Origin of the sequence: Candidatus Phytoplasma asteris (genome assembly GCF_038505995.1) — a bacterium.
GTDB classification, from domain to species: domain Bacteria; phylum Bacillota_I; class Bacilli_A; order Acholeplasmatales; family Acholeplasmataceae; genus Phytoplasma; species Phytoplasma asteris.
In genome coordinates, this window is sequence record NZ_CP128414.1 from 528,074 (window position 1) to 549,075 (window position 21,002).

The 21,002-nt window shown below is 24.7% G+C and carries 24 protein-coding genes and 4 pseudogenes; 24 read left to right on the top strand and 4 right to left on the bottom strand.

Annotated elements, in window-relative coordinates; translation table 11 throughout:
* Window positions 1-192: 192 nt before the first annotated feature.
* The 18 genes and pseudogenes from QN326_RS02805 to QN326_RS02890 form a co-directional block, all read left to right on the top strand.
* Window positions 193-321, top strand: a pseudogene (locus tag QN326_RS02805) (endonuclease); the annotation flags it as partial.
* 512 nt (window positions 322-833) lie between these two features.
* Window positions 834-1,460 (top strand): sigma-70 family RNA polymerase sigma factor, encoded by a 627-nt coding sequence (locus QN326_RS02810; protein ID WP_342386434.1) that lies wholly within the window; start codon window positions 834-836, stop codon window positions 1,458-1,460.
* A 1-nt stretch (window position 1,461) separates the two neighbouring features.
* Complete coding sequence (locus tag QN326_RS02815) at window positions 1,462-1,776, top strand: single-stranded DNA-binding protein (protein WP_342386435.1); 315 nt, start codon at window positions 1,462-1,464, stop codon at window positions 1,774-1,776.
* 60 nt (window positions 1,777-1,836) lie between these two features.
* Window positions 1,837-2,127, top strand: coding sequence for an HU family DNA-binding protein (locus QN326_RS02820; protein ID WP_342386436.1), 291 nt, complete (start codon window positions 1,837-1,839; stop codon window positions 2,125-2,127).
* Window positions 2,128-2,156: 29 nt separating this feature from the next.
* The gene (locus QN326_RS02825; RefSeq protein WP_342386437.1) at window positions 2,157-2,435 is read left to right on the top strand and encodes a hypothetical protein; all 279 of its coding nucleotides are present in this window, start codon (window positions 2,157-2,159) and stop codon (window positions 2,433-2,435) included.
* A 1-nt stretch (window position 2,436) separates the two neighbouring features.
* Window positions 2,437-3,051, top strand: a complete 615-nt coding sequence (locus tag QN326_RS02830; protein ID WP_342386438.1) for a hypothetical protein — start codon at window positions 2,437-2,439, stop codon at window positions 3,049-3,051.
* 130 nt (window positions 3,052-3,181) lie between these two features.
* Complete coding sequence (locus QN326_RS02835) at window positions 3,182-4,357, top strand: AAA family ATPase (RefSeq protein WP_425323430.1); 1,176 nt, start codon at window positions 3,182-3,184, stop codon at window positions 4,355-4,357.
* 700 nt (window positions 4,358-5,057) lie between these two features.
* Window positions 5,058-5,681, top strand: a complete 624-nt coding sequence (locus QN326_RS02840) for a DNA double-strand break repair protein Rad50 (RefSeq protein WP_342386440.1) — start codon at window positions 5,058-5,060, stop codon at window positions 5,679-5,681.
* Window positions 5,682-5,852: 171 nt separating this feature from the next.
* Window positions 5,853-5,981 (top strand): hypothetical protein, encoded by a 129-nt coding sequence (locus QN326_RS02845; protein ID WP_342386441.1) that lies wholly within the window; start codon window positions 5,853-5,855, stop codon window positions 5,979-5,981.
* Between the two features lie 100 nt (window positions 5,982-6,081).
* Window positions 6,082-6,876: a hypothetical protein gene (locus tag QN326_RS02850; RefSeq protein WP_342386442.1), complete on the top strand. Its 795-nt coding sequence runs from the start codon at window positions 6,082-6,084 to the stop codon at window positions 6,874-6,876.
* A gap of 26 nt (window positions 6,877-6,902) precedes the next feature.
* Window positions 6,903-7,367, top strand: coding sequence for an SVM family protein (locus QN326_RS02855; RefSeq protein WP_342386443.1), 465 nt, complete (start codon window positions 6,903-6,905; stop codon window positions 7,365-7,367).
* A 757-nt stretch (window positions 7,368-8,124) separates the two neighbouring features.
* On the top strand, window positions 8,125-8,952 hold the full coding sequence (locus QN326_RS02860; protein ID WP_342386444.1) for a hypothetical protein: 828 nt from the start codon (window positions 8,125-8,127) through the stop codon (window positions 8,950-8,952).
* A gap of 77 nt (window positions 8,953-9,029) precedes the next feature.
* Window positions 9,030-9,245, top strand: coding sequence for a hypothetical protein (locus tag QN326_RS02865; RefSeq protein ID WP_342386445.1), 216 nt, complete (start codon window positions 9,030-9,032; stop codon window positions 9,243-9,245).
* Window positions 9,229-9,486 carry a hypothetical protein gene (locus QN326_RS02870; protein ID WP_342386446.1) on the top strand — a complete coding sequence of 86 codons (258 nt, stop codon included), beginning with the start codon at window positions 9,229-9,231 and terminating at the stop codon, window positions 9,484-9,486. The genes QN326_RS02865 and QN326_RS02870 overlap by 17 nt, the downstream gene beginning before the upstream one ends.
* Window positions 9,487-9,488: 2 nt before the next feature.
* A pseudogene (locus tag QN326_RS02875) lies at window positions 9,489-10,128 on the top strand (YqaJ viral recombinase family protein).
* A 70-nt stretch (window positions 10,129-10,198) separates the two neighbouring features.
* A complete protein-coding gene (locus QN326_RS02880) occupies window positions 10,199-10,618 on the top strand; it encodes a dTMP kinase (RefSeq protein WP_342386447.1) in 420 nt (139 codons plus the stop codon).
* Between the two features lie 194 nt (window positions 10,619-10,812).
* On the top strand, window positions 10,813-10,962 hold the full coding sequence (locus tag QN326_RS02885; RefSeq protein WP_342386448.1) for a hypothetical protein: 150 nt from the start codon (window positions 10,813-10,815) through the stop codon (window positions 10,960-10,962).
* Between the two features lie 38 nt (window positions 10,963-11,000).
* Complete coding sequence (locus QN326_RS02890; protein WP_342386449.1) at window positions 11,001-11,507, top strand: hypothetical protein; 507 nt, start codon at window positions 11,001-11,003, stop codon at window positions 11,505-11,507.
* A gap of 182 nt (window positions 11,508-11,689) precedes the next feature.
* Here QN326_RS02890 and QN326_RS02895 read toward each other — a convergent pair.
* Window positions 11,690-11,968: pseudogene (locus QN326_RS02895) on the bottom strand (IS3 family transposase); the annotation flags it as partial.
* 603 nt (window positions 11,969-12,571) lie between these two features.
* Between QN326_RS02895 and QN326_RS02900 the strand changes: the two are divergent.
* Together QN326_RS02900 and QN326_RS02905 are read left to right on the top strand one after the other, a co-directional pair.
* Complete coding sequence (locus tag QN326_RS02900) at window positions 12,572-13,243, top strand: hypothetical protein (RefSeq protein WP_240992311.1); 672 nt, start codon at window positions 12,572-12,574, stop codon at window positions 13,241-13,243.
* Window positions 13,244-13,897: 654 nt separating this feature from the next.
* A complete protein-coding gene (locus QN326_RS02905; protein WP_342386450.1) occupies window positions 13,898-14,329 on the top strand; it encodes a hypothetical protein in 432 nt (143 codons plus the stop codon).
* Window positions 14,330-14,435: 106 nt separating this feature from the next.
* On the opposite strand, the gene QN326_RS02910 is transcribed toward QN326_RS02905, so the two are convergent.
* Window positions 14,436-14,882, bottom strand: coding sequence for a hypothetical protein (locus QN326_RS02910; RefSeq protein WP_342386451.1), 447 nt, complete (start codon window positions 14,880-14,882; stop codon window positions 14,436-14,438).
* 644 nt (window positions 14,883-15,526) lie between these two features.
* Here QN326_RS02910 and QN326_RS04165 point away from each other — a divergent pair.
* From QN326_RS04165 to QN326_RS02930, 4 genes and pseudogenes are all read left to right on the top strand, one after another.
* Window positions 15,527-15,896: pseudogene (locus tag QN326_RS04165) on the top strand (sigma-70 family RNA polymerase sigma factor); the annotation flags it as partial.
* Between the two features lie 25 nt (window positions 15,897-15,921).
* Window positions 15,922-16,092: a hypothetical protein gene (locus QN326_RS02920; RefSeq protein WP_238568768.1), complete on the top strand. Its 171-nt coding sequence runs from the start codon at window positions 15,922-15,924 to the stop codon at window positions 16,090-16,092.
* 352 nt (window positions 16,093-16,444) lie between these two features.
* Window positions 16,445-17,410: an IS3 family transposase gene (locus QN326_RS02925; protein ID WP_342386452.1), complete on the top strand. Its 966-nt coding sequence runs from the start codon at window positions 16,445-16,447 to the stop codon at window positions 17,408-17,410.
* Between the two features lie 985 nt (window positions 17,411-18,395).
* A complete protein-coding gene (locus tag QN326_RS02930) occupies window positions 18,396-19,109 on the top strand; it encodes a DUF2963 domain-containing protein (RefSeq protein WP_238568763.1) in 714 nt (237 codons plus the stop codon).
* Between the two features lie 144 nt (window positions 19,110-19,253).
* Here QN326_RS02930 and QN326_RS02935 read toward each other — a convergent pair whose 3' ends face one another.
* Both QN326_RS02935 and QN326_RS02940 read right to left on the bottom strand, forming a co-directional pair.
* Window positions 19,254-19,766, bottom strand: coding sequence for a hypothetical protein (locus QN326_RS02935; RefSeq protein ID WP_034172034.1), 513 nt, complete (start codon window positions 19,764-19,766; stop codon window positions 19,254-19,256).
* A gap of 864 nt (window positions 19,767-20,630) precedes the next feature.
* Window positions 20,631-20,843, bottom strand: coding sequence for a hypothetical protein (locus QN326_RS02940; protein ID WP_011160837.1), 213 nt, complete (start codon window positions 20,841-20,843; stop codon window positions 20,631-20,633).
* Window positions 20,844-21,002 lie beyond the last annotated feature (159 nt).

Genomic DNA, 21,002 nt, shown 5'->3' on the forward strand with positions numbered 1-21,002 from the left:
TTAGTAATTTCATCTAAATCTTTTTGAGATAAAGTTTTTTTAATTAATAATTTACGGGCTATTTCATCTAAGGCATCTTTATTATTTTATAATAAATGTTCTGTTTTTTGTAAAAAGGCATTAAAATCTTTTTGAGGATAAGGAGAGAATTTATTTAAGTTATGTTTAGCACTATTATGGTCAGAACTTTAACAAAACAATAACTTCATTAATAAAATGATTGTAGATGGTAAAAAATATTTAGAATTACTACACAAAACAAAAAAAGAATTATCACAAACAACTTATTTAAAACAATTAAGCAAAATAAAATACAACTAAGACCTTCAAATCGAAGGTCTTTTTTTTATATCCAATTTTCTTGAAAGGAAAAAAATATGAAATTATTAATAAAAATATTATCTTTGTTTTTTAAATCTTTGTCATTTTGTATTATTTTTTATATTTTGTCATCACATATTTCTTCTTTATTTTTACACTTATTTTGTACATTTTATATCTCTCATTTTATAAATAAAATAATTGATTTTATTTTTTTACAGGTGTTTGCTTAATATTAATTTTTAGGATAGCAACATTTTAAGAAAATTAAACAAAATAAATTTTAACTAAGACTCTCATCACGAGAGTCTTTTTTTATACCCAATTTTTTAAAAAGGAGCATAAAATGAAATTAATTATATTCGAAGGACTTGAGGTGTTCCAAAAGTTTAGACACTTTTTACTTTTTAAAAATTCTTTAAGGCTAACTATTAAGTTAGTCTTTTTTTGTTTCAAGACTAAAAAATAATTTCATATCTTTTCTAAAAAAAATGTTTTTAGAAAGGAATTGAATGTTAAGACAAAAATTATTTAAAGATTTTTTAAAAAATAAAAAGAATTTAGAAATTCGTAATCAATTAATCGAACTTCATTTACCTTTAGTAAAAAAACTAGCTTATCATTTTAAATATTACCCTAAAGTTTTAACTAAGGAGGATTTGTATCAAGAAGGGATTTTAGGATTAATCAAAGCTCTAAATAATTACCAAGATTTAGGTTATGACTTTATCGCCTATGCAACACCAACAATAAAATCAGCAATCAATGAACTAATAAGAAAAAGCCATTCACCTTCAATTCCCCAAAAAACAACCAAACCAAACAATATCAGTTTTAAAGAAGAACAATACAAACAACCTAATTGGGATAAAATCCTTAATCCGCATCAATTATGGCTAAAACAAGTAAAACATGAATTATTAATAAAAAAACTAAAAACTAAACTAAGTAAAAATGAATTCAATGTTATTTGTTTAAATTTTGGTATCTCATTAGAAAACAACAACAAACCTAATCAACAACCCCTATCCAATCATGCAATCGCCCAAAAACTAAATTTAACTTTAAAACAAATAGAAAACTTAAAAAAAGACGCCATCAAAAAACTAAACCCAAATTATAAAAATAAGGAGAAATAAAATGTTAAATAAAGTCCAATTAATCGGTAATATCGCCCATAACCTAGAAAAACAATATATCAATAGCAACAACAACCAAATCCCAAAAATAGATTTCAATTTAGCAATTAACAACAAGGATAAAGTGCAATACATCCCTTGTGTAGTGTTTCGTAATCAAGCTGAAAACATGAGTATGTATTTACATAAAGGTTCAAAAATATATGCAGAAGGTGCATTATTAATCCAAAAATATACCACCAACGAAGGTAAAACACGAACCACCACCAAAGTAATTATCCAAAACGTCATCTTTTTAGACAACAAATCCAAATAATATTCATACAATTAAGTCCCCAAAATGGACTTTTTTTATAAACCAAAAGGAGAAAAAAATATGAATAAAAAAGAATTAATTAAATCAATAGCTGAGGTAAATAAAACCTCAATAACCCAAACCGAAGAGTTTTACAATTCATTTGAGAATGCTCTAATTAAAGCAATTACATCAAATGAAGAAGTAGTTTTATCCTCTAAAATTGGCAAATTCATCTTAAAAACTAGAAAAGCCTACATCGGTAGAAACCCTAAAACAAAGAAAAAACTAAATATCCCTGCCAAAACCATAGTAACTTTCAAACTTTCTAAAACCATTAAAGACAAAGTGAAAGATTTAACATTAGAATAAACCAATATCAAACAAAAGGAGAAAAAAATATGAATAAAATCATTAAGAAAAAAACAAAACCCAATACTAACGAAACAAATCAAAACCAAGAAATAAAAACAATGACTAACCCCAAACAAGAAAATATAACTATTATCCCAACAAAAAAACGCAATTTATTAAAAAAAATCACTTACATAACTATTATTTTACATTTTATTTTACAAGTCATTATTATTTACTATGATAATAAAATTCCTTGGTTAACAACAGGCATTAATAATCTTATAAACTTAATCAAATCTCTTGTTACAGGAGGAATTAAATAATATGAATAAAAACACAAAAATTCAAAACAAAAATAAAACATTAACTATTATCACAATTTTTATCGTTATCTTTTTCGCTACCGCATCAATTTTCGCTTTAACTAATTACTTTTCTAAACAAAGAAAAGAAAAAATTCAATTAATGACAGATATTCCTCTATTCAACGTGGAAAGAGTAGGCGGCAATAACGAAGATAAAACCCTTTTACCAATCCTTATTCCTAACTTAAACCAACAAAAATACAATCACTTAATTACGATCGAACACAAAGCAACTCTAAACTCCAACGGAATGGATATTAATGTTCCTTTATATTTGAAAATATCAACTAAATATGACACGCTTCAAACTTTTACCAATACTGACAAATATTTAAATGTTGGTTTAAAAGTGGATAACAATGATTACGATGATACTAAACGCCCACAAATGATCTTTAACGAAAAAGGCTTAGGACAACTTAACATCCAAATCAACATTGAGCAAAAAGAAATCATTAACACTAATAACCCTCAATTAGAATTAATTTGTGATTACGAATTAGTTGACGCCCAAGGAAAAAGTTTCAGTAGCGGTAGTCAAACCATCAAAAACAAAATCACTCAATTAGCGTAATTTATCAATAAAGACCAAGTTTTTGATTGGTATTTATTTATTGAGAAAGGAAGAAAAAATGAATAATTCAAAAGAAAAAATTATAAAAAACAAGCAAAATAAAATAAAACCATTATCAAAACATTTGATAATAACTATCATCCTCTTATTTTTTTCTTTTTGTCTAGGGACTTATGTATGGATTCACCATCAAACTTTAACCGAAACTGAAAAACAAATTACCAATCATCATAAAAGGCTAGAAAATCAAAACTTGAACTTGCAAGAAATCAAAAAACATTTTCAACAAAACCAAAATGAATTAAACGAAAAAATACAAACTCAAAACCACGAATTCATAAATGAATTTCAAACTCAATTACAACCTAAATTAGAGGCATTAACAACATTATCTCAAAAAAATAACGAAGAAGAATTCCTTTTTAAACCATCTAATCCTCAAAAATTCTTATCTTTTGATAAGTTAATTGGTTTTAAAGAAGAATTAAAAGTGGTAGAAGGATTCATAGATTATCTTAAAAACAAAGATAACTATCAAGGGATTGGCGAAGTGGAACCGCCATTAGGAATTTTAATGCATGGTTGTCCAGGAACAGGTAAAACTACTTTAGCTAGAGCTTTAGCTAAAGAAACTCATTTACCTTTCTTTGAAGTTTCTAGTTCTTTATTCTCACAAAAATATAAAGGATTAGCGCCTCAAATGGTTAAAGATTTATTTGAATCAGCCAGAAAAGAAGCAGATAAAAAGAACGGCGCCATTATCTTTTTAGATGAATGTGAGACCATTTTTACTGATTTAGGAACATTAAAAGCTGGTTCAGAAATCGCCAATGTGGTAAACCAATTCAAAACCGAAATGACATCATTTGAAAATAATCCTGAAAAACCTATTTTCATTATTGGCGCTACAAACCACATCGACCAAATTGATGAAGCCATCAAATCCCGATTTACTTATAACATCGAAGTTAAACCAGGTAATAAAGAAGAAAGAAAACAATTTTTAGAATTCATGATTAAAAAACGTCAAAACCCATATAGCGATGAAGCTAAAAAATACTTATTTGAAGTTATCAATGAGGCTTTAGAATTTTTACCACATAATCATCAATTCTCAAAAGCCAATCGTACTTTAGAAAACCTTTTAAAAACAACTGTTAACATTTTCGCACGCAATCGCGGAACTGACGAAAATAAAAGAAACGAAATCAATTCTGAAGACTTAAAACAAACTTACCAAATGATCATTTCTCAAAACACAGAAGTATTAGATCAAATCAAAAACCAGAAGAAAGGAGGTGAATAATAATGTTATCACCCTTAGACTTATTTAAAAGTTATTTTACTTTTCGTTCTTATTTCACTTTGTTTTTGCTATCTAGTATTCTTTTTGGTGGTTTTCTTTTCATTAAAAAAAATATTATTATACACATACCACCAATTGGAAAGGTTATTTAACTTATTTTTTAATTATTATTGGATGTTTAAGTTTCATTTATCTCTCTTTCTTTCATCAACCAAAAGAACCATCCTCTAAATATGTTTGTCAATTAATAAATGAAATCGACAAAGCCATTGAAAAATATGACCAAACTATTAACGATTACAAAGGTCTCAAAACCGATTGGGAAGGTGAATTAAAAAAATGTGAAAAAGAATTAAAAACATTATATGAAAAACAAGAAATTACCCAAGAACAAAAAGAAAACATCAAAAAACTTTTAGATCAAGCTGAATCCAAAATAAATGATATCAAAATTCAACAACAAGAAACTGAAAATAATATTAATATTTTAAAAGAAAAACTAAAAGAAAAAGAGCAAGAATTAAAAGATAAAGAAAAAGTAAAAAAACTAACCGAAAAACAAATAGCTAATTCTAAAAATTTAACCGAAATTGAAAAATTAAATATAAAACTAGACCAAATAAATGAAGAAATACAAGCATTAATTGGTCAAATATCAGAACTTAATTCTCAAATCGAAATATTAGAATCCAAACAAGAAATGTACGAAGGAATGTTATCCAACGCCATCAAATTAAGAGATTCCTTACAACGAGATTATGATAAATTAACTTCTGGAGAACAAAAATTATTCGCAGAAATCAAATCCGCGGAAGAACGTAAAGCCGAAATTAACAAAAACATCGAAGAAATCAACCAAAAAATAGCTGAAATTGAATTTGAACAAGGTTTATATAGAACCTTAAAAGAAAAATACCGAGCAATGCACAACCGTATGATAACTTATGAAAAAGAAAATGAATTTTCTTTCGGTAATGTTTTTAAATTTGGTTTCAAAGCTTTCGATCGAGTTTCTGATTTAATTCCTGCTAAATACGGACTTTCAATAATCGGAAAAACTATGAAGTTCACTCAAAAATTTGGACAAGGAGTAGCGAAAACTACTTTAATTCTTCATGAAGGCCACCGTTTATGGCATATGTATAACGAAGTAGTCAACGAAAACAAAGAATCAGCACCAATGATTACCAAAGAAACCTTAGAAATGTATACCAAAGACATCGACCGCGACTTAGCTAAACTAGATGCTGACAAAAAAGACTACGAAAAGAAAATAGAAGGATATAAAACTCGTCGTGATAATAATGATCTTTTAAACGATTAAGTTTTAGAGGAAACAATTCAAGATGAAAAAAGAAAATCAAAACAAAGAATTGTAATCGACGAATATAAAAAAATTATTTTCGAATTAAATGTTAAGAGAAAAGAAATAAAAGATATTGATGAATTATGTGATAAAAAAAATGAATTAGCAACACACAAATTAGAACCTTTGTTGGAAGATAGAAAAACAATAAAAGAAGAAATCCGTCAACAAAATCCTAACTATACTCGTGCCCAACAAAGATTTCATAAAAACCGTCAAACTAAAATACCTGAAATGATTATAATTCCTAATAAATAAAAATTTTTAAAAATATCATAAATAAAATTGTTATAATGGTAATATATTCAAATTTAAATATTTGATAATAATTACTATTATCAGAAGGGAAATGAAATTGATGAATACTAGAAATTTTTTCAAAAAAAATTTAGTAACTATTATTATCACTTCTCTTATTGGAATCGCCATTATTATTAGTTTTTATCAAGGAAGAAACAATGCCAAAAAAGAAAAAGAAGAATTATTTTTACCAAAAGAAGAAATAGATAATTATGATTCGAAATTTAATTCTTCTAGACCTAAACGAGAAACTGAAAAACCTAAATTCACAATCACTAAAGCTCGTTTTGACCAAATAAAATATTATGTATTTTTGGTAAACAACGATCAAACTTTATTACCAAATGATCTTTCTGAAATAGAAAAAACTGAAATTGAAAAAATAAGAGAATGCCGAAAACAAACTTTAGGTTTTGTAAAGAGACACAAAGATAAAATTAATGAATATCAACAAGAATGCGATAATTTAAAAAATCAACTGCAACCACTATATCCTCAAATTGAAGAATTAAAGAAACAATTAACTCCATTAGAATTAGAAAAAAATCATAAAATAAAACAAAGAGATCAATTAAGAAATGTTGGGGCAATTTATGAAAATCATCCACAAAATCTTGAACTAGTCCAAATAAGTGAAGAAATACAAGCATTAATTGGTCAAATATCAGAACTTAATTCTCAAATCGGAATATTAGAATCCAAACGAGAAATGTATGAAGGAATGTTATCCAACGTTATCAAATTAAGAGATTCCTTACAACGTGATTATGATAAAAGCGAAAAAGAATATCAGAACCAAATTGAATCTTTGCTTAACTCTCTTTACGAAATTATTCCCTCGGCTGAGGAATAAATAAACCAAAAGGAGATTTTTAATTAATGGTTAAAATCAAACATCATTTATTATTCTTAAATATATTTTTATTTATTGTTTTAGGATTATTTTTAATTACTAATCATTATCAAGTAATGGCTGCAAATGATTTAAATGATGAATATTCAATAAATAATGAAATTAATAAACTTTGTTCAGAAAAAAATCTATTAGCTATTAAAATTTCTTATCTTCAGAAATATGATTTAGAAACAAAAATATATCAAAAAAAATTAAATATTTTGAATCAAAAAATTCAAAATCTTTCACAAAGGCTTTCAAATATTAAAGTTTTAAATTTTACAAACGAAAAAATTTGGGATTATTCATATGAACGAAATCAAGTAGTAATTAAATCATTTGAACACCCCGAAATACAAGAATTTAGAGAAGACCATCGAAAATTAATTGAAAAAATTAATAATCTGCAACAAAAATATATTAATTTAAAATATAAATTAGATGAATAAAATAATTTCAATACAAAGACCCTTTAGGGTCTTTTTTTATTTTTACACACAACTTTGTTCACTAGCAAAGAAAAAACAAAATAACTAACTGGACAGAGGGCCATAAAAAACTAGACAATATATTCATTAAAATTTTGAATAAAACTGTCTCTTAAAAAACTATTTTTCCATACACATTAAATTAGGAGGTAACCAACAATGTCAAAATTAACTAAAATTCCCTTTATTTAAGATTATTATTATCTTTTTCTTCATCATTCGTTTTCATTTCTCTTCTTCTATTTCCGCTTATTCTTTCTTTCATCGTCAAACCAAATCAGCTATTAAATTATCAGACTACCAAACCCTTCAACAAGAATGGTTAAATACTCAACCTCCATTCAAAAGATACGACATCAACGTTATAGAGAAAGAAGATATCCCTAATATATTAGAATATTTCAATATCCAAACTTCCACCTATAATCTCGAAGAACCCTCATACAACCCTTATGGACGTAAATTTTTCTTCAACAAATTCCAAAACCCTCCTTCAGGTCTCTTAGGAGTCTATTTTAAACATCGCCCTAATCCTTTTAATATCCAATACCCCGATTATGAAGATTACGAATACTCCTTAGAAAACCTTTTAAAATACGAAATCGCCATTGAAGAAGCTTTTGTCTTTTGGGACGTCCAAGAAAAACCTCCTCAAGAAAATCAATCTCAAATAAATTTAGTAGTTATTAACGTCTTCGCTGATCAAAACAAAGAAGAAGTGATTAATCATTATTTAATGGAAAATAACATCATCAAAGAACCAAAATTGATTAAATTAGGTTGTTATAACGCCACTCCTCATACTGGTTTGGTCTTATCCTTACCATCAAAAACTTTCCATGAAATTGATATTGACACCATTTATTTTGATGATGGAATTCGAATTATTCCTGAAAACCAATGTTACGCCATCGAAGATTTATTAAAACTATCAAACGGCGCTAAAAATATTTATCTCTTTACTTTTAACGTCCAAAAAAGAAAAAAGATTATATCATTGCCTGATTCTTTAGATCCTTATCAAACCATCCGTGATTGGAAACGTGAAAATAATTTATATACTTTTCCACCATTAATCAAAGAAGATGAATATGAAGAAGAAATTAAAGAAGCTGAAACTTATTTTGAAGTCACTTCTCCTTCCAATAAAAAATTTAATATTCCTTTTAAAGTTAAAATCATTTCCCATCTTTTCGAAACTGATAATACAATTTATTTAATTTTTTGTAACGATTATTCTTTAAAAATTAAATTAGTTGAAGAATACAAAACTAATTATATAAATTGGTTAAATCAATGTTATATCAAATATGGTCATTATTATTCAGGTGAAGAAGTTCGTAATAAATTAGGCCGTTATTCACGCTGGCTTTATAATGAAAACGGAACTAGTTATTATTATAAATATGTAGATGGTATCTTTTTTGATGATTGGTATATCGACGGAAACGATTGTTGTTCTGGTGGTGATCGTTGGCAAAAAAGAACTTATTATCAATTTTTAGACACAACCCGACCACCTAAAAAACCAAAAGAATTAGATTAATCTTTAATCACAAACCAAGACCCTTCAGGGTCTTTTTTTATTTAACAACACACAACCTTGGAAAGGAAACAAAAACTATGTTAATTAAAAAAATCTTTCAATCTTTACCTAGTAATCTCATCTTTTTCATCATCACTCTACTTTCATTTATTCCAATTATCACCATTTATTATGTCATTAAATTCTATCTTTTCGATGTCAAACTAAGTCTTCACCAATTAAAAAAAGGAATAGTGGTTCAATTTTATCAATATTTAACCACGAAGCAACCCAATCATGTGGAAATTAATTAATACTTGGTTAACTAAGTTAAACAACAACCTTAAAACTATAAGTGATTATTTCTTTACTTATCAAAATCAATGGTTAAACTTAGGTTTATTAACAATTATTTTATTATTTCTTCCCCATCTTTTATATCTAATTGATTTTCTTTTTAAATGTCTTTATCACATTCTACGGTTTATTTATTATTTAGGAAAATATCTTTTTTCATTATTACAATTAAAGAAAATTTTTAAGAAAGGTAAATAACCATGCAAATCAAACTATCACAACGTACCAAAGAATGGTATCAACACCGAAAAAAATACATCAACGCTTCCGAAATTGCTGCGATTACAGGTTTAGATCCGTTCCGTTCCATGACACAATTAGTTCATGATAAACTCTTTGGCACCACTTTTACCGCTAATCAATATACCCTTCATGGACAAAAGATGGAACCTATCGCGCGACAGTTTTTCATACAAAAAACTAATTTAATTTTTGAAGACACCATTTTCACTGATGATCAAGTTAACCTTTTTTCTGCTTCTATTAGACGGATATAACGAACAACATCAAGCCGTTTTAGAAATTAAATGTCCTTATGTTAATAAAAATCAAGAAGTCTCATCCACTTGGACTAGTTTTTTAACTAATCCTCAACTAGAAAATATCCCTCAATACTACTGGGCCCAAGTTCAATGTCAACTCTATTGTAGTCAAGCGAACTTCGCTTACTTTTTAGTCTATTTTAACAACCAAAGTTATCATGTTGTTCGGATTTATCAAGATAAAACATTTATCACTAAAATGATTAAAGATAGTCAAAAATATTTAGAATTACTACACAAAACAAAACAAGAATTATTACAAACAACTTATTTAAAACAATTAAGTAAAATTAAATAATTAATATTTTTAGACCTTCAATTTGAAGGTCTTTTTTTTATGCCCAAATTAAAAATCAAAGGAGAAAAAAATGAAGAAATTAATCGTTTTTGAAGGACTCGACGGGAGTGGAAAAACTTCTCTTATCAATTCTCTTCAACCCCAATTAAAAACCCCTCATCAACTTTATCAAGGTTTAGGGAGCAGTTCTATTGGGAAGGAAATTAGAGATTTATTTTTAAATTTTCAACAAGTAGATTATCTCACTCGTTTTTATTTAAGTCTCGCGAATATGGCTCAAATCCAAGCGGAATTATTTAAAAACAACCAATTAATCATCTTAGACCGTTGGTTACCATCCGCTTATGCTTATCAATTATTTCCTTTTTCCAAGGAAAAGAAACAACTTCCCCCTTTAAAAAAGATCTTTAAGTTGAAACATGAAACTATCTTAAAAAAACCCCGATTTATTAATTTATTTAGATATCGATCCTCTCATCGGAAGAACTAGAAAGAAAAAACAAAAAAACCATCAAAGAGATCTCATTGAAAGACAATCATTAACTTATTTTCAAACCGTTCGTCAAGGATACAATCATTATCTCACTCATTATACTAGTGGAGTTAATAAATTAATTTTAAACGGAAGTGATTCTATCAAATCCAATGTCAAACAAATTATTAAACAAATAGGAGTACTATCAAATGGCGATCATAACTAAAAAGACCTGTCAAAACAGCAATACTTACATCTATTTTTCTAATGGAAAAATCAAAACCATTCATAAAGATGGCACCATTACCTGGAAAACAAAAAGAATTTTTAAAACTAAAAAAACCAACAAAAGACCTTAATTTAAAGGTCTTTTTTTATTTAAAGAAAGGAATATCAAATGTTAAATAACCAAGATTTTTTTAATATTCAACAATTTAATACTAATATCCAAACTGTGGAAATCTTAAAATGTTTTTTTAACAAAGATACCTTTAATCTTTCTATTAACGAATATATGAAAACCAATTACCAACAATTAAACCATTATTTTAACCAAAATAACATCAACTCTCAAAGTCAAAAAGTAATCCGTGGTAAAATTAATGAATATTTCATTTTATTATATTTTCAAAACAAAGGAATCATCAATTTATACCCCCAGGCTTATTTATTCTTCATTCCAGACATAAAATTTGATTTAGTTTTATTCACAGAAACCAAACGAATAATGGCGTTTAATTTCAAAACCTGTCTCCGAGACCGCTATAAACAAGCCATGGTAGAGGGACAACAATTAAAAAAATTAGACACGCGTTTTGAGTTCTATTTATTAAATGCGCTGTTCCGTTTTTTTAGACAACTTTTGTCTCTAAAATTATTCTTAAAATTATTCTTTAAGACTTAAAAATAAGTAGATAATTTCATATCTTTTCAAACTAAGGAAATATTTTTTTAAATTTCAAAAAAGTTTCTAAAACTTTTAATAATTCTTTAGTTTCAAAAGATATTTTTTTAATATTTTATCTTTACACTATATATTTAAGTAAAAAAAGTTAAAATTCCGTTAAGAAAATGAAATTATAATTATTTTTTTAAGTAAATGAATTCATTAAAAGTTTTTTGGTATAAATCAGTGATTTTCCGATGACCGTAAAAATATTGTTGATGTAAACATAAAACTTTAATGCGATTTTGTTGTAATAAGTGTTTTTCTTTTTTGGCTTTGATTTTATTTTCGACTTTCAACCAATAATAAGTGCTTCTTTTTGTTCGGATAGTTTTTAAAATGGTTGTTAAATTTAGTTTTTGATTAAATTGTTTAACTAATTCAAAAACTGTTTTTTTGTCAGTTTTTTTATTTTTCATGATTTAAATATCGTTTCCTTTTTTTATATCACTTGACACCTGGAAAAGTTTAATTATACCTTTTTCTTTAAAAAAAAGTAAATTCTTGGTTCAAAAAATGGTTTTAATTAAAATTAAAAGATAAATGTGTTAAAATGTTAGTATATTAAAAAAATCATTCGAAAGGAACAAGAACCTATGAATTTCTGATATAAATTTTTAAAGTATATAAGTGAACAAATTTGTTATTATTCATATTAACAAAAAATTCACATTATCATCCCCCAACTTCTTTTACTAAACTTAAATTACCTTAGTTGAGGGATAAAATAATAAAGAAGATTTAATTAATGATTAATTTACAAAAACAATTTAAAATAATAAGTATTTATTTTAAATATAAAGACTAAAATTATTTTTTTATAAAAAATATAAAAATTTAAAAATAAAAAAATATTATAGAAAATTTTTGTTTTTAGTTTTATACTTATTAAAAAAAGAGGAAAATAAAGTTTTATGACAATGAAAAGTTTAATTAATTTTAATCAATTTAAAAAAAAAATATTTTTAATTTTATTTTTTTTATTATTTTTTAATTTTATTTATAATAAAAAAAATTTTGTAATGGCTATGGAAACAAAACAAAATTCAAATAGCAAAAGTGTTATTCATTTCAACTTAGATGATGAACTACAAGAATCTGAAATATTTCAATTTAATAATGCTTTTAGTGATATGGATGTTTTAAATAAAACATTAAAAAAATTTAAAATTAAATTAAATAATGAATTAAATATAAATTCTTTAAGAGAAATAAAAGAAAAATTTAACGGTTTTCGAATAAACTTTTTCATTAAATTAAATTTTTTATGGTATATATATTCCAACAATGAAAATCATGCTCATATATTGTATACTAATTATGCTTCGGACGTAGATAATATAGGTAATTTAGTTCTTATACCTTCTTTTCAACGTAATCATTACATAAGTTTGAATGAAAAAATAAAATTAATAGGCGATACATTCATGATTCAAAATAACGATAGAATAGAAATTTATCGTAATAGTTTTGATACTAAAAATCAAAGAGAAAACACTTTAGAATATTTAAATCCTATTTATTCAGACAATTTATTTCAAATTTTTTTGGATTTTGATATAAAAGAAGAACATGATGGTTTGTATATGTATTTCGATTTATATAAACATGGATTTACAGAATTAAATAATTATTGTTTTAAAATAGATTTTTCTTTAGATCGAAAAATTGATTTTATTAAAAATATAAATTAATATTAAGAACTTATTTTTATATTTTTAACATTAAAAAAACAACAACCAAAATCCTTTAAAAAAAAGGAATATTAAAATATTTTTTTTAAAAAAGATTTAATTTTTTTCAATATTTCTTTAGTTTGAAAAGATATGAAATTATCTACTTAATTTTTAGTTTTAAAGAGCAATTTTTAAATCAAAATTTGTCTAAAAAAAGGGAACAGCGCAATTCTTTGACATTGAAGGTTTTCATCCCAAAATTGAAAATGCTCGTGATATCGAAAAATCAATTAACTATATTAAAAAAGATGGCGACTTCATTGAAGAAGGCACCCCTAGACATAAAAAATACGTTCGTCAAAATCAAAAAGAAGAACGTAAACAATTAATTTATGATGAAATAGATAGATTAAGAAATCAATATTATCATGATGATAAATTAACTTTATTTCAAGTTAAAAAAACTCTAGATGAATTTATAATTAATCTTGATCGTGATTTTTATTACGAAAAAATAGATTTTGTAGAACAAGTTTTAAATAAAAAATTCACTAAAAAAAAGAAGAGTTAGAAGATGAAGAAGAATTTTTCAAACCTGATTATTCTTTCAATTCATTTAAATCTAACTCTAAAACTAATGAGATAATTGCTGCGATTGAAACACAATTATCAGTGCAATCATTAGGTGAACGCCCTAAATCCATTGTGATTGAAGGCTTTAGTAGACTCGGTAAAACCGAGTTTATATTAAGCTACTTAACTCACAAAAACCTTCACTATAATTATACCAGAGGAGACTTTGATTTTAGTAAACAAAGTCATAAAAACGCTTATAAAATAAATATTTTTGATGACATAAGCATTCCCCAAATTAGAAAAGAAGGTTTATTTAAACAGATTATAGGCGGTCAAAAAGGTTTTAAACATAATGTCAAATATGCTCCTAAAAGAACCATAGCTGGAAAGAAATTATCTATCTTTTTAGTTAACCCTGATATCTCATTTGAAAATTATTGTGAATGGTCTGAGAATAACGGTCATAAGTTTCATCAATATTTAGAAGACAATTGTATTTTTATATATGTTTCTGATAAGTTATATTAATTTAATAAGAGAATTTTTTTATAAAAATTAATTATCCAAAATATATTAAAAAAACTAATGTATATACATTAGTTTTTTAATTATTATTAAATTTTTTTATTTTATATTAAAAATCAAAAAATTTTTTAACTAATTCGTTTCTATTTTCGAAAGTTAATTTATAAATATGATCTAAAATTTCTTCTCCAAATTGTAACATTTGTTTAGCGTCAGGATTATTAGGATCTCTAATTGGATCTAAAAATTGTGTTATAACATTTTGTCTTAGAATTGAATCTGATACATCTAAAATTCTCTTTTTAAAAAAATTATAATCAACATCATCATTTGTTGATTTTATATTTTCATTATTGATTTCTATTTTTTCTAAAATTTTTGAAATTTCATCTTTCTTTTGTGTTAATTTTGGTTCTGTTTCTTCATTTTTTTCATTTATTGTTGTTGCTTCTAAAGCATAAACATTAGATTTAAAAATAATCATTAAAGATAACAAGAAAAAAGGAACTAAAATTTTTAGAAAATTAAATCTATGTTTTTTATTAGAAAAATTCATTTTTAAAAACTCCTCTTTATTTTTATATTTAACATTTTGTTTTTTTGTACTAAAAAATTATATTATAATAAAAAAATAGTTATATAAATAATATATTTAATCAAGAATAACAAAAAGATTTAAATATATAACTAATTATATAGAAAGGTTGCATTTAAAGTGCAAATTTTCAATCAAAACACAGATTAATTTATTATTAAATTTTTTTCTGTGCTATCTTTATTATATCATTCATTATAATTATTTTAATAATATAATTTAAATTCAAAAATATATTTTTTTTAATATTTTATCTTATATTTACCCTAGTATTAATTTCTAATCCCTTTATTTTAAGTCTAAAAGTATTCAAAGACGAGCAGAGCGAACTAGGCGGCCAGCCGAAGTACAACCAAATTAACTCTTACCCTCCTCCTATAAAGTCCCCTTTGGGGATTTAGGGGTTGGTTTTTTTTATATCCAAATTCGCTAGTGTTTACGTTAGGGGGGGTAACTCTATAATATTGAGGTGTTCCAAAAGTTTAGACACTTTTTGCTTTTTAAAAACTCTTTAAGGCTAACTATTAAGTTAGTCTTTTTTTATTTTCAAAGATTAAAAAAATAATTTCATATCTTTTCTAAAGATGTTTTTAGAAAGGAATTAAATGTTAAGAGAAAAATTATTTAAAGATTTTTTAAAAAATAAAAAGAATTTAGAAATTCGAGATCAATTAATCGAACTTCATTTACCTTTAGTAAAAAAACTAGTTTATCAATTTAAATATTACCCTAAATTTTTAACTAAAGAGGATTTATACCAAGAAGGGGTTTTAGGATTAATAAAATCATTAGCTAATTACGAAGATTTAGGTTATGATTTTATCGCCTACGCAAATCCTCACCAACCCCATAACACCCCCAAAAAGCCAAAATAATACCTTTAAAACGCATTTCCCTATCTTCCAAATTAATTATCTTAACGAACAAAAAGACTATATTAAAGAATTGATTAGCAAAATAAACATAGACAAGTTAGATACTTTAAAATTATATAAATTAGATGACAAAAAAAGTAGATAATTATAACAACCCTATAAAAACAAACTATAACAAAGAAGCAAACATTATTTATTATCAATTAGAAGATTTAAAACACATCAAAGCATTTTTAATCAAAAGAAAAGTAGGTTATTGGGTTAAAAAACACATCCTAATTATAAAAGTAATTTAACAAAATAAAAAACATAAAATAAATAAACTTATTTTAACTCATCGTTTTACTATCATTTGATTTATTAATTTTAATTATCGTTGTATCTTTTATCTATCATTATTATTTTTCGATATATAAATAACTCTCTATTTTCCCTTTCCATTATTAAAGAGAGATGTTTTAAAAATTAACCAAACAACATCCCTAACGCGCTGAAGCGCTAACAAAAATTATAAGCAAACAAAAACAAAAGAAGAAGAAAAATAAAAATCCCCCAGTTGCGCGAGACCCCCTTTTTTAAATAAATATAATCATTTAAAGTTATAATGATTATGTATATGATATAAAAAAGGGAAACGATATTTAAATCATGAAAAAAATAGAAAAAATAATAGAAAAAGAAATCCACAAAAATAAATTATTACAAGCTCTAATGAAAAAAAATCAAAAAACTGATAAAAAAACAGTTTTTGAATTAGTTAAACAATTTAATCAAAAACTAAATTTAACAACCATTTTAAAAACTATCCGAACAAAAAGAAGCACTTATTATTATTGGTTGAAAGCAGAAAACAAAATCAAAGCCAAAAAAGAAAAATATTTATTACAACAAAATCGCATTAAAGCTTTGTGTTTACACCAACAATATTTTTACGGTCATCGTAAAATCACTGATTTATATCAAAAAACCTTTAACGAGTTTATCACCAAGAAAAAAGTTTACACCATTATGAAAAAAAACGACATTAACTGTCGTTTAAGAATTAAAAAAAATAAATATAATTATAAAAATAATTTAAAAACTAAATTAAAAGTAGTAGATAATTTAATTAATCAAGATTTTATATCAATAGCCCCTTTACAAAAACTCTTTACAGATATCACTTATTTCAAAACTCCACAAGGATTTTTATATTTTTCTTGTATTATTGATTCTTTCAACAACCAAATTATCGCTTCCCACACTTCCAAACATCAAAATAAAGAATTAGTTTTAAACACCATCCAAAAATTACCTCTATTAAAAGAACCTTGTATTATTCACTCAGATCAAGGAACAGTTTATCAATCACAAAAAGTCCAACAAACTTTAACGAAAAAAGGTTTTTTAATCAGTATGTCAAGAAAAGCAACTCCACGCGATAACGCTGTAATTGAAAACTTTTTCGGCCAAATGAAAACTATCTTACAACATCAACATCCTTTTTTATTTCAAAAATCAACCAAAAAATTAAAAAAAATAATCAATCATTTTCCGAAATTTTGGAACAATCAATGGATTTTAGCTAAATTAAATTATTCATCTCCTTCTCAATATTCCCAAAATCTTATATAAATTTATTTTTTAATTTATTTTAATGTTTTAGCCTTGAAAAAGAGGTTCTCTTTTTGCACATTTTTTTGACCAAAATAACATAATTACGTAAAAAAATAATTATATTTTTATTTTCTTAACGGAATTTTAACTTTTTTTACCTAACTATATAGTGTAAAGATAAAATATTAAAAAAATATCTTTTGAAACTAAAGAATTATCAAAAAAATTTTAGACACTTTTTTGAATGAAAACAATATTTCTTTAGTTTGAAAAGATATGAAATTATCTATTAATTTTTAGTCTTAAAGAATAATTTTAGAGACAAAAGTTGTCTAAAAAAATGCAACAGCGCACAGTTTCCAAAAGATAAACAATTTAAAATGTTTAAAAACTTATAAAGCTCAATTTAGCTATTTTTGCAGCATTTGGAAAAACTTAGATATTATGCAAGCCAGTTTGTAAATTAATATAGTGAAATTATTACTTTTACATAAAAAAACCCTTTCTTTTATTTTTGTTGTATATTAAGTATTGATAACTTAACAATTTGCAAATATTAATTATAATTATAAAATTACTTATAAATATACTTATATCTATTAATTTATAAATATACAATTACAAATAATATTTTTAATCTAATTTTTAACAAATAACAAATAAGGAAAAAACAAATTGTTAATTAACTATATTTTAACATCAAAAAAAAACAACAAATATGCTTATTTATTTTAAATATTTGTATTTTTCCATCAATTTACAAATAAAAACTGCTAAAATATTAAAATATTGAGTAATTTTAAAAATATTGATGCAAATAACAATATATGTTGTATAATAAGAGTACTTATTTGTAATCTATGATTTGTGCTTTTGGTTTTAAGATTTAAAGATTTAGCAATGATAATTTGGCAATTTAGCAATTTTATAATTTATAATTTTATAAATAAGTTGTAGCATAAATGGGGTTTGATAAGTTATAACAAAAAAGAAAAGTAATTTTATGAAATTTGTAAAAAAAGAAACAAAATACCAAAAAGACACAACAAATCCCAAAGAACACAAAGACAAACACAAACAAAAAAAGCATAAATGGCAATTAATTCACATATTGTGCCTTATTTTAATGGTTATTATAATGTTTTTAAGTAGTTTTATTTTATATAACAAAGAACGCAAAGATAAAATATTTACTCAAAAAAAAGAATCAACAAAACTACCAAATCCGATTATCCAAGAAAATAAACCAAATAAAGAAAATAATAATGAAATAGTTAACCAAATTAAATTAATTTCAAACGAAAATAATTTAATTGTTACAAACTCAAACGAAAATACCCAAATGATAAATATATACGATTCAATAACAAACAATTTAATCAAAAAAACTACTTTTTACCCCAATCAAAAAACTATTAATTTCATTGAAAAATACAACCCCCAAACTAAAAAATGCCTCCAAATAAAACACTTTACACAACAAGGAACTTTATTTTGTGTCATATATCTTGATCAAAATACTAAAAAAATAACAAAAATAATTTATTACCAAGACAATAACAAAATAGACAATGAAGCTAAATATAGCCTTCAAACTGGAAAAAAGATTTCTCATACTTACTATCTTAAAAACGGCATTGATATTGATTACATAGATAAATACAACGAAAAAGAAGAAATTTCAGAAACAATCCATTATATTGTTACAAAATACTAAACTAGTTTTGTTCCTTGAAAAAGCCCCAAAATAAAAAAAGACCAACTTTGAAGTTGGTCTTTATATTATCATAAATATTTAGTTTTGGGAAATTTAGTCTTGATTTTAGTAAAAATAATATTTATAATTTTAAAAAACTAATTGTTATTTTGTGTTTGCAAAATTTTGAAAAATAAAATACAATATCAAAACAACAAATAATAAAATAAATATTACAAAGAAAAAAAATAAAAAACTATTGGTTACATTATAATTATTATTTTGAAAAGTATCAGAAGAACCGGAAACACCTGAAGGAGTTAAAGGACTTTGATCTTTTAAAATATTAAATTGAGTATTTAATTGATCTACATGAACTTTTTGATCTTTTAATTTGTTAATTCCACCCAATTGGTCTAAAGCTTCTTGTACTTTTGCATCTAAATTAGATGATTCATCAGAAACACTGCTTTTTGAATCTTGTTCATATATTTCATCATTTAATGTGGATATTGATTTCATATATGAAAAAATATTTGTAATTTTGTCTAAAACATTATCGTACTCTTTAGAAACTTCTCTAAATTTTAATGTTTTTGCTGTCAATATTTCAAATGATGTTAAAATACTATTAACATCTGTATTTAATTTTTGTACCCAAATATATATTTGTTCCAAATAATCAATTACTTGTTGTTGGGCTCCTACTTCTTTTTTTTTAATTAAATCTAGGATATTTATAAAAATGGGATCATTTAAATATTTTTGAATTTCTGTTTGATTATTAACTGCTAATTTATTAATTTCAGTTTTGATTTGAGTAATTATCGCGATAGAAACAAAACGCCTTAATTATTAGCTAATAATTAGGTTTTTTTGAGCCTCGCACAACACCGTACAAGCAAGTTTCCAAGCATACAGCGTTTATATAAAATATATTTCTTCTTTCGCCTTGTATTTGGTTTTCCCAAATTCCTTGGTAAGTCAGTCCACTTATGCATTCCAGCTAAGCTTTGAATTTCTTACGACTACTACGATTCTGCTTTTTCCTTGAGCCTAAACACTTAAGTTTATTTTAGATGCTTTTATACTTTTATCAAATAACTTTCTTTTAGCAAATAACTTTTAGGAAGATAGAAGTTACTCTAATTTCTTACCTTAATAGTTTTAGGAGAGATAACCACAATTAATATACAAAAATAAAAAAATTATGTGGTTGTGGTGGTTTTAGGTTTAGCAATTTTGCTTGCCACTTAAATCAATAAGTGTTAGTAAATTTTATATACGCAAAAAATATATAAACTGCCCTAAAATATAAGGTATCAACTGTTTTTCCTTATAGCTACTGCCCGTTTTTTTCTCTTAGGCTTATTGCAAAGCTTTTCCATGACTATTTTCAACTCGCAAATCCAAACGATAAACAGTTTCTCGTTTTTTTGCTTTTATTTTCTGCTATAATCTATCTTGCTTTCACAAAATAGACCAAAAATATGTTGTACTGCATTACTAATTGCAGTTGTAAGTGGTTAATTTACTAAGAAATTAGGCATCTTTCTCGCCCTTTTGCAATAAATCTTGACATTGTATTTTTATTTGTTCTGTTTGATTCTCTTTAGTTTCAATTAGAGTTATCACGTTTTCAATATCATCATCTTGGTCAGCAAAAATTAAATAATTGTGATTTAAAAATAGCAAAATAGCCCAAAAGCCAGCAAATATTAACAGTTTTGCTTTATGTTTTTTGAGTTTTACCATAATTTATATATCACCTGCTTTCTTTATATGATTTTATTTCCAACTTAACATTGAAATAAAATTTAAAAAATTAAAAAGGCAAATACAAAAATAGAAAATAAATAAATTTTAAAAATCATCTTTGTAGAATCATCAAAAAATGTATTTATTCTCATGCTA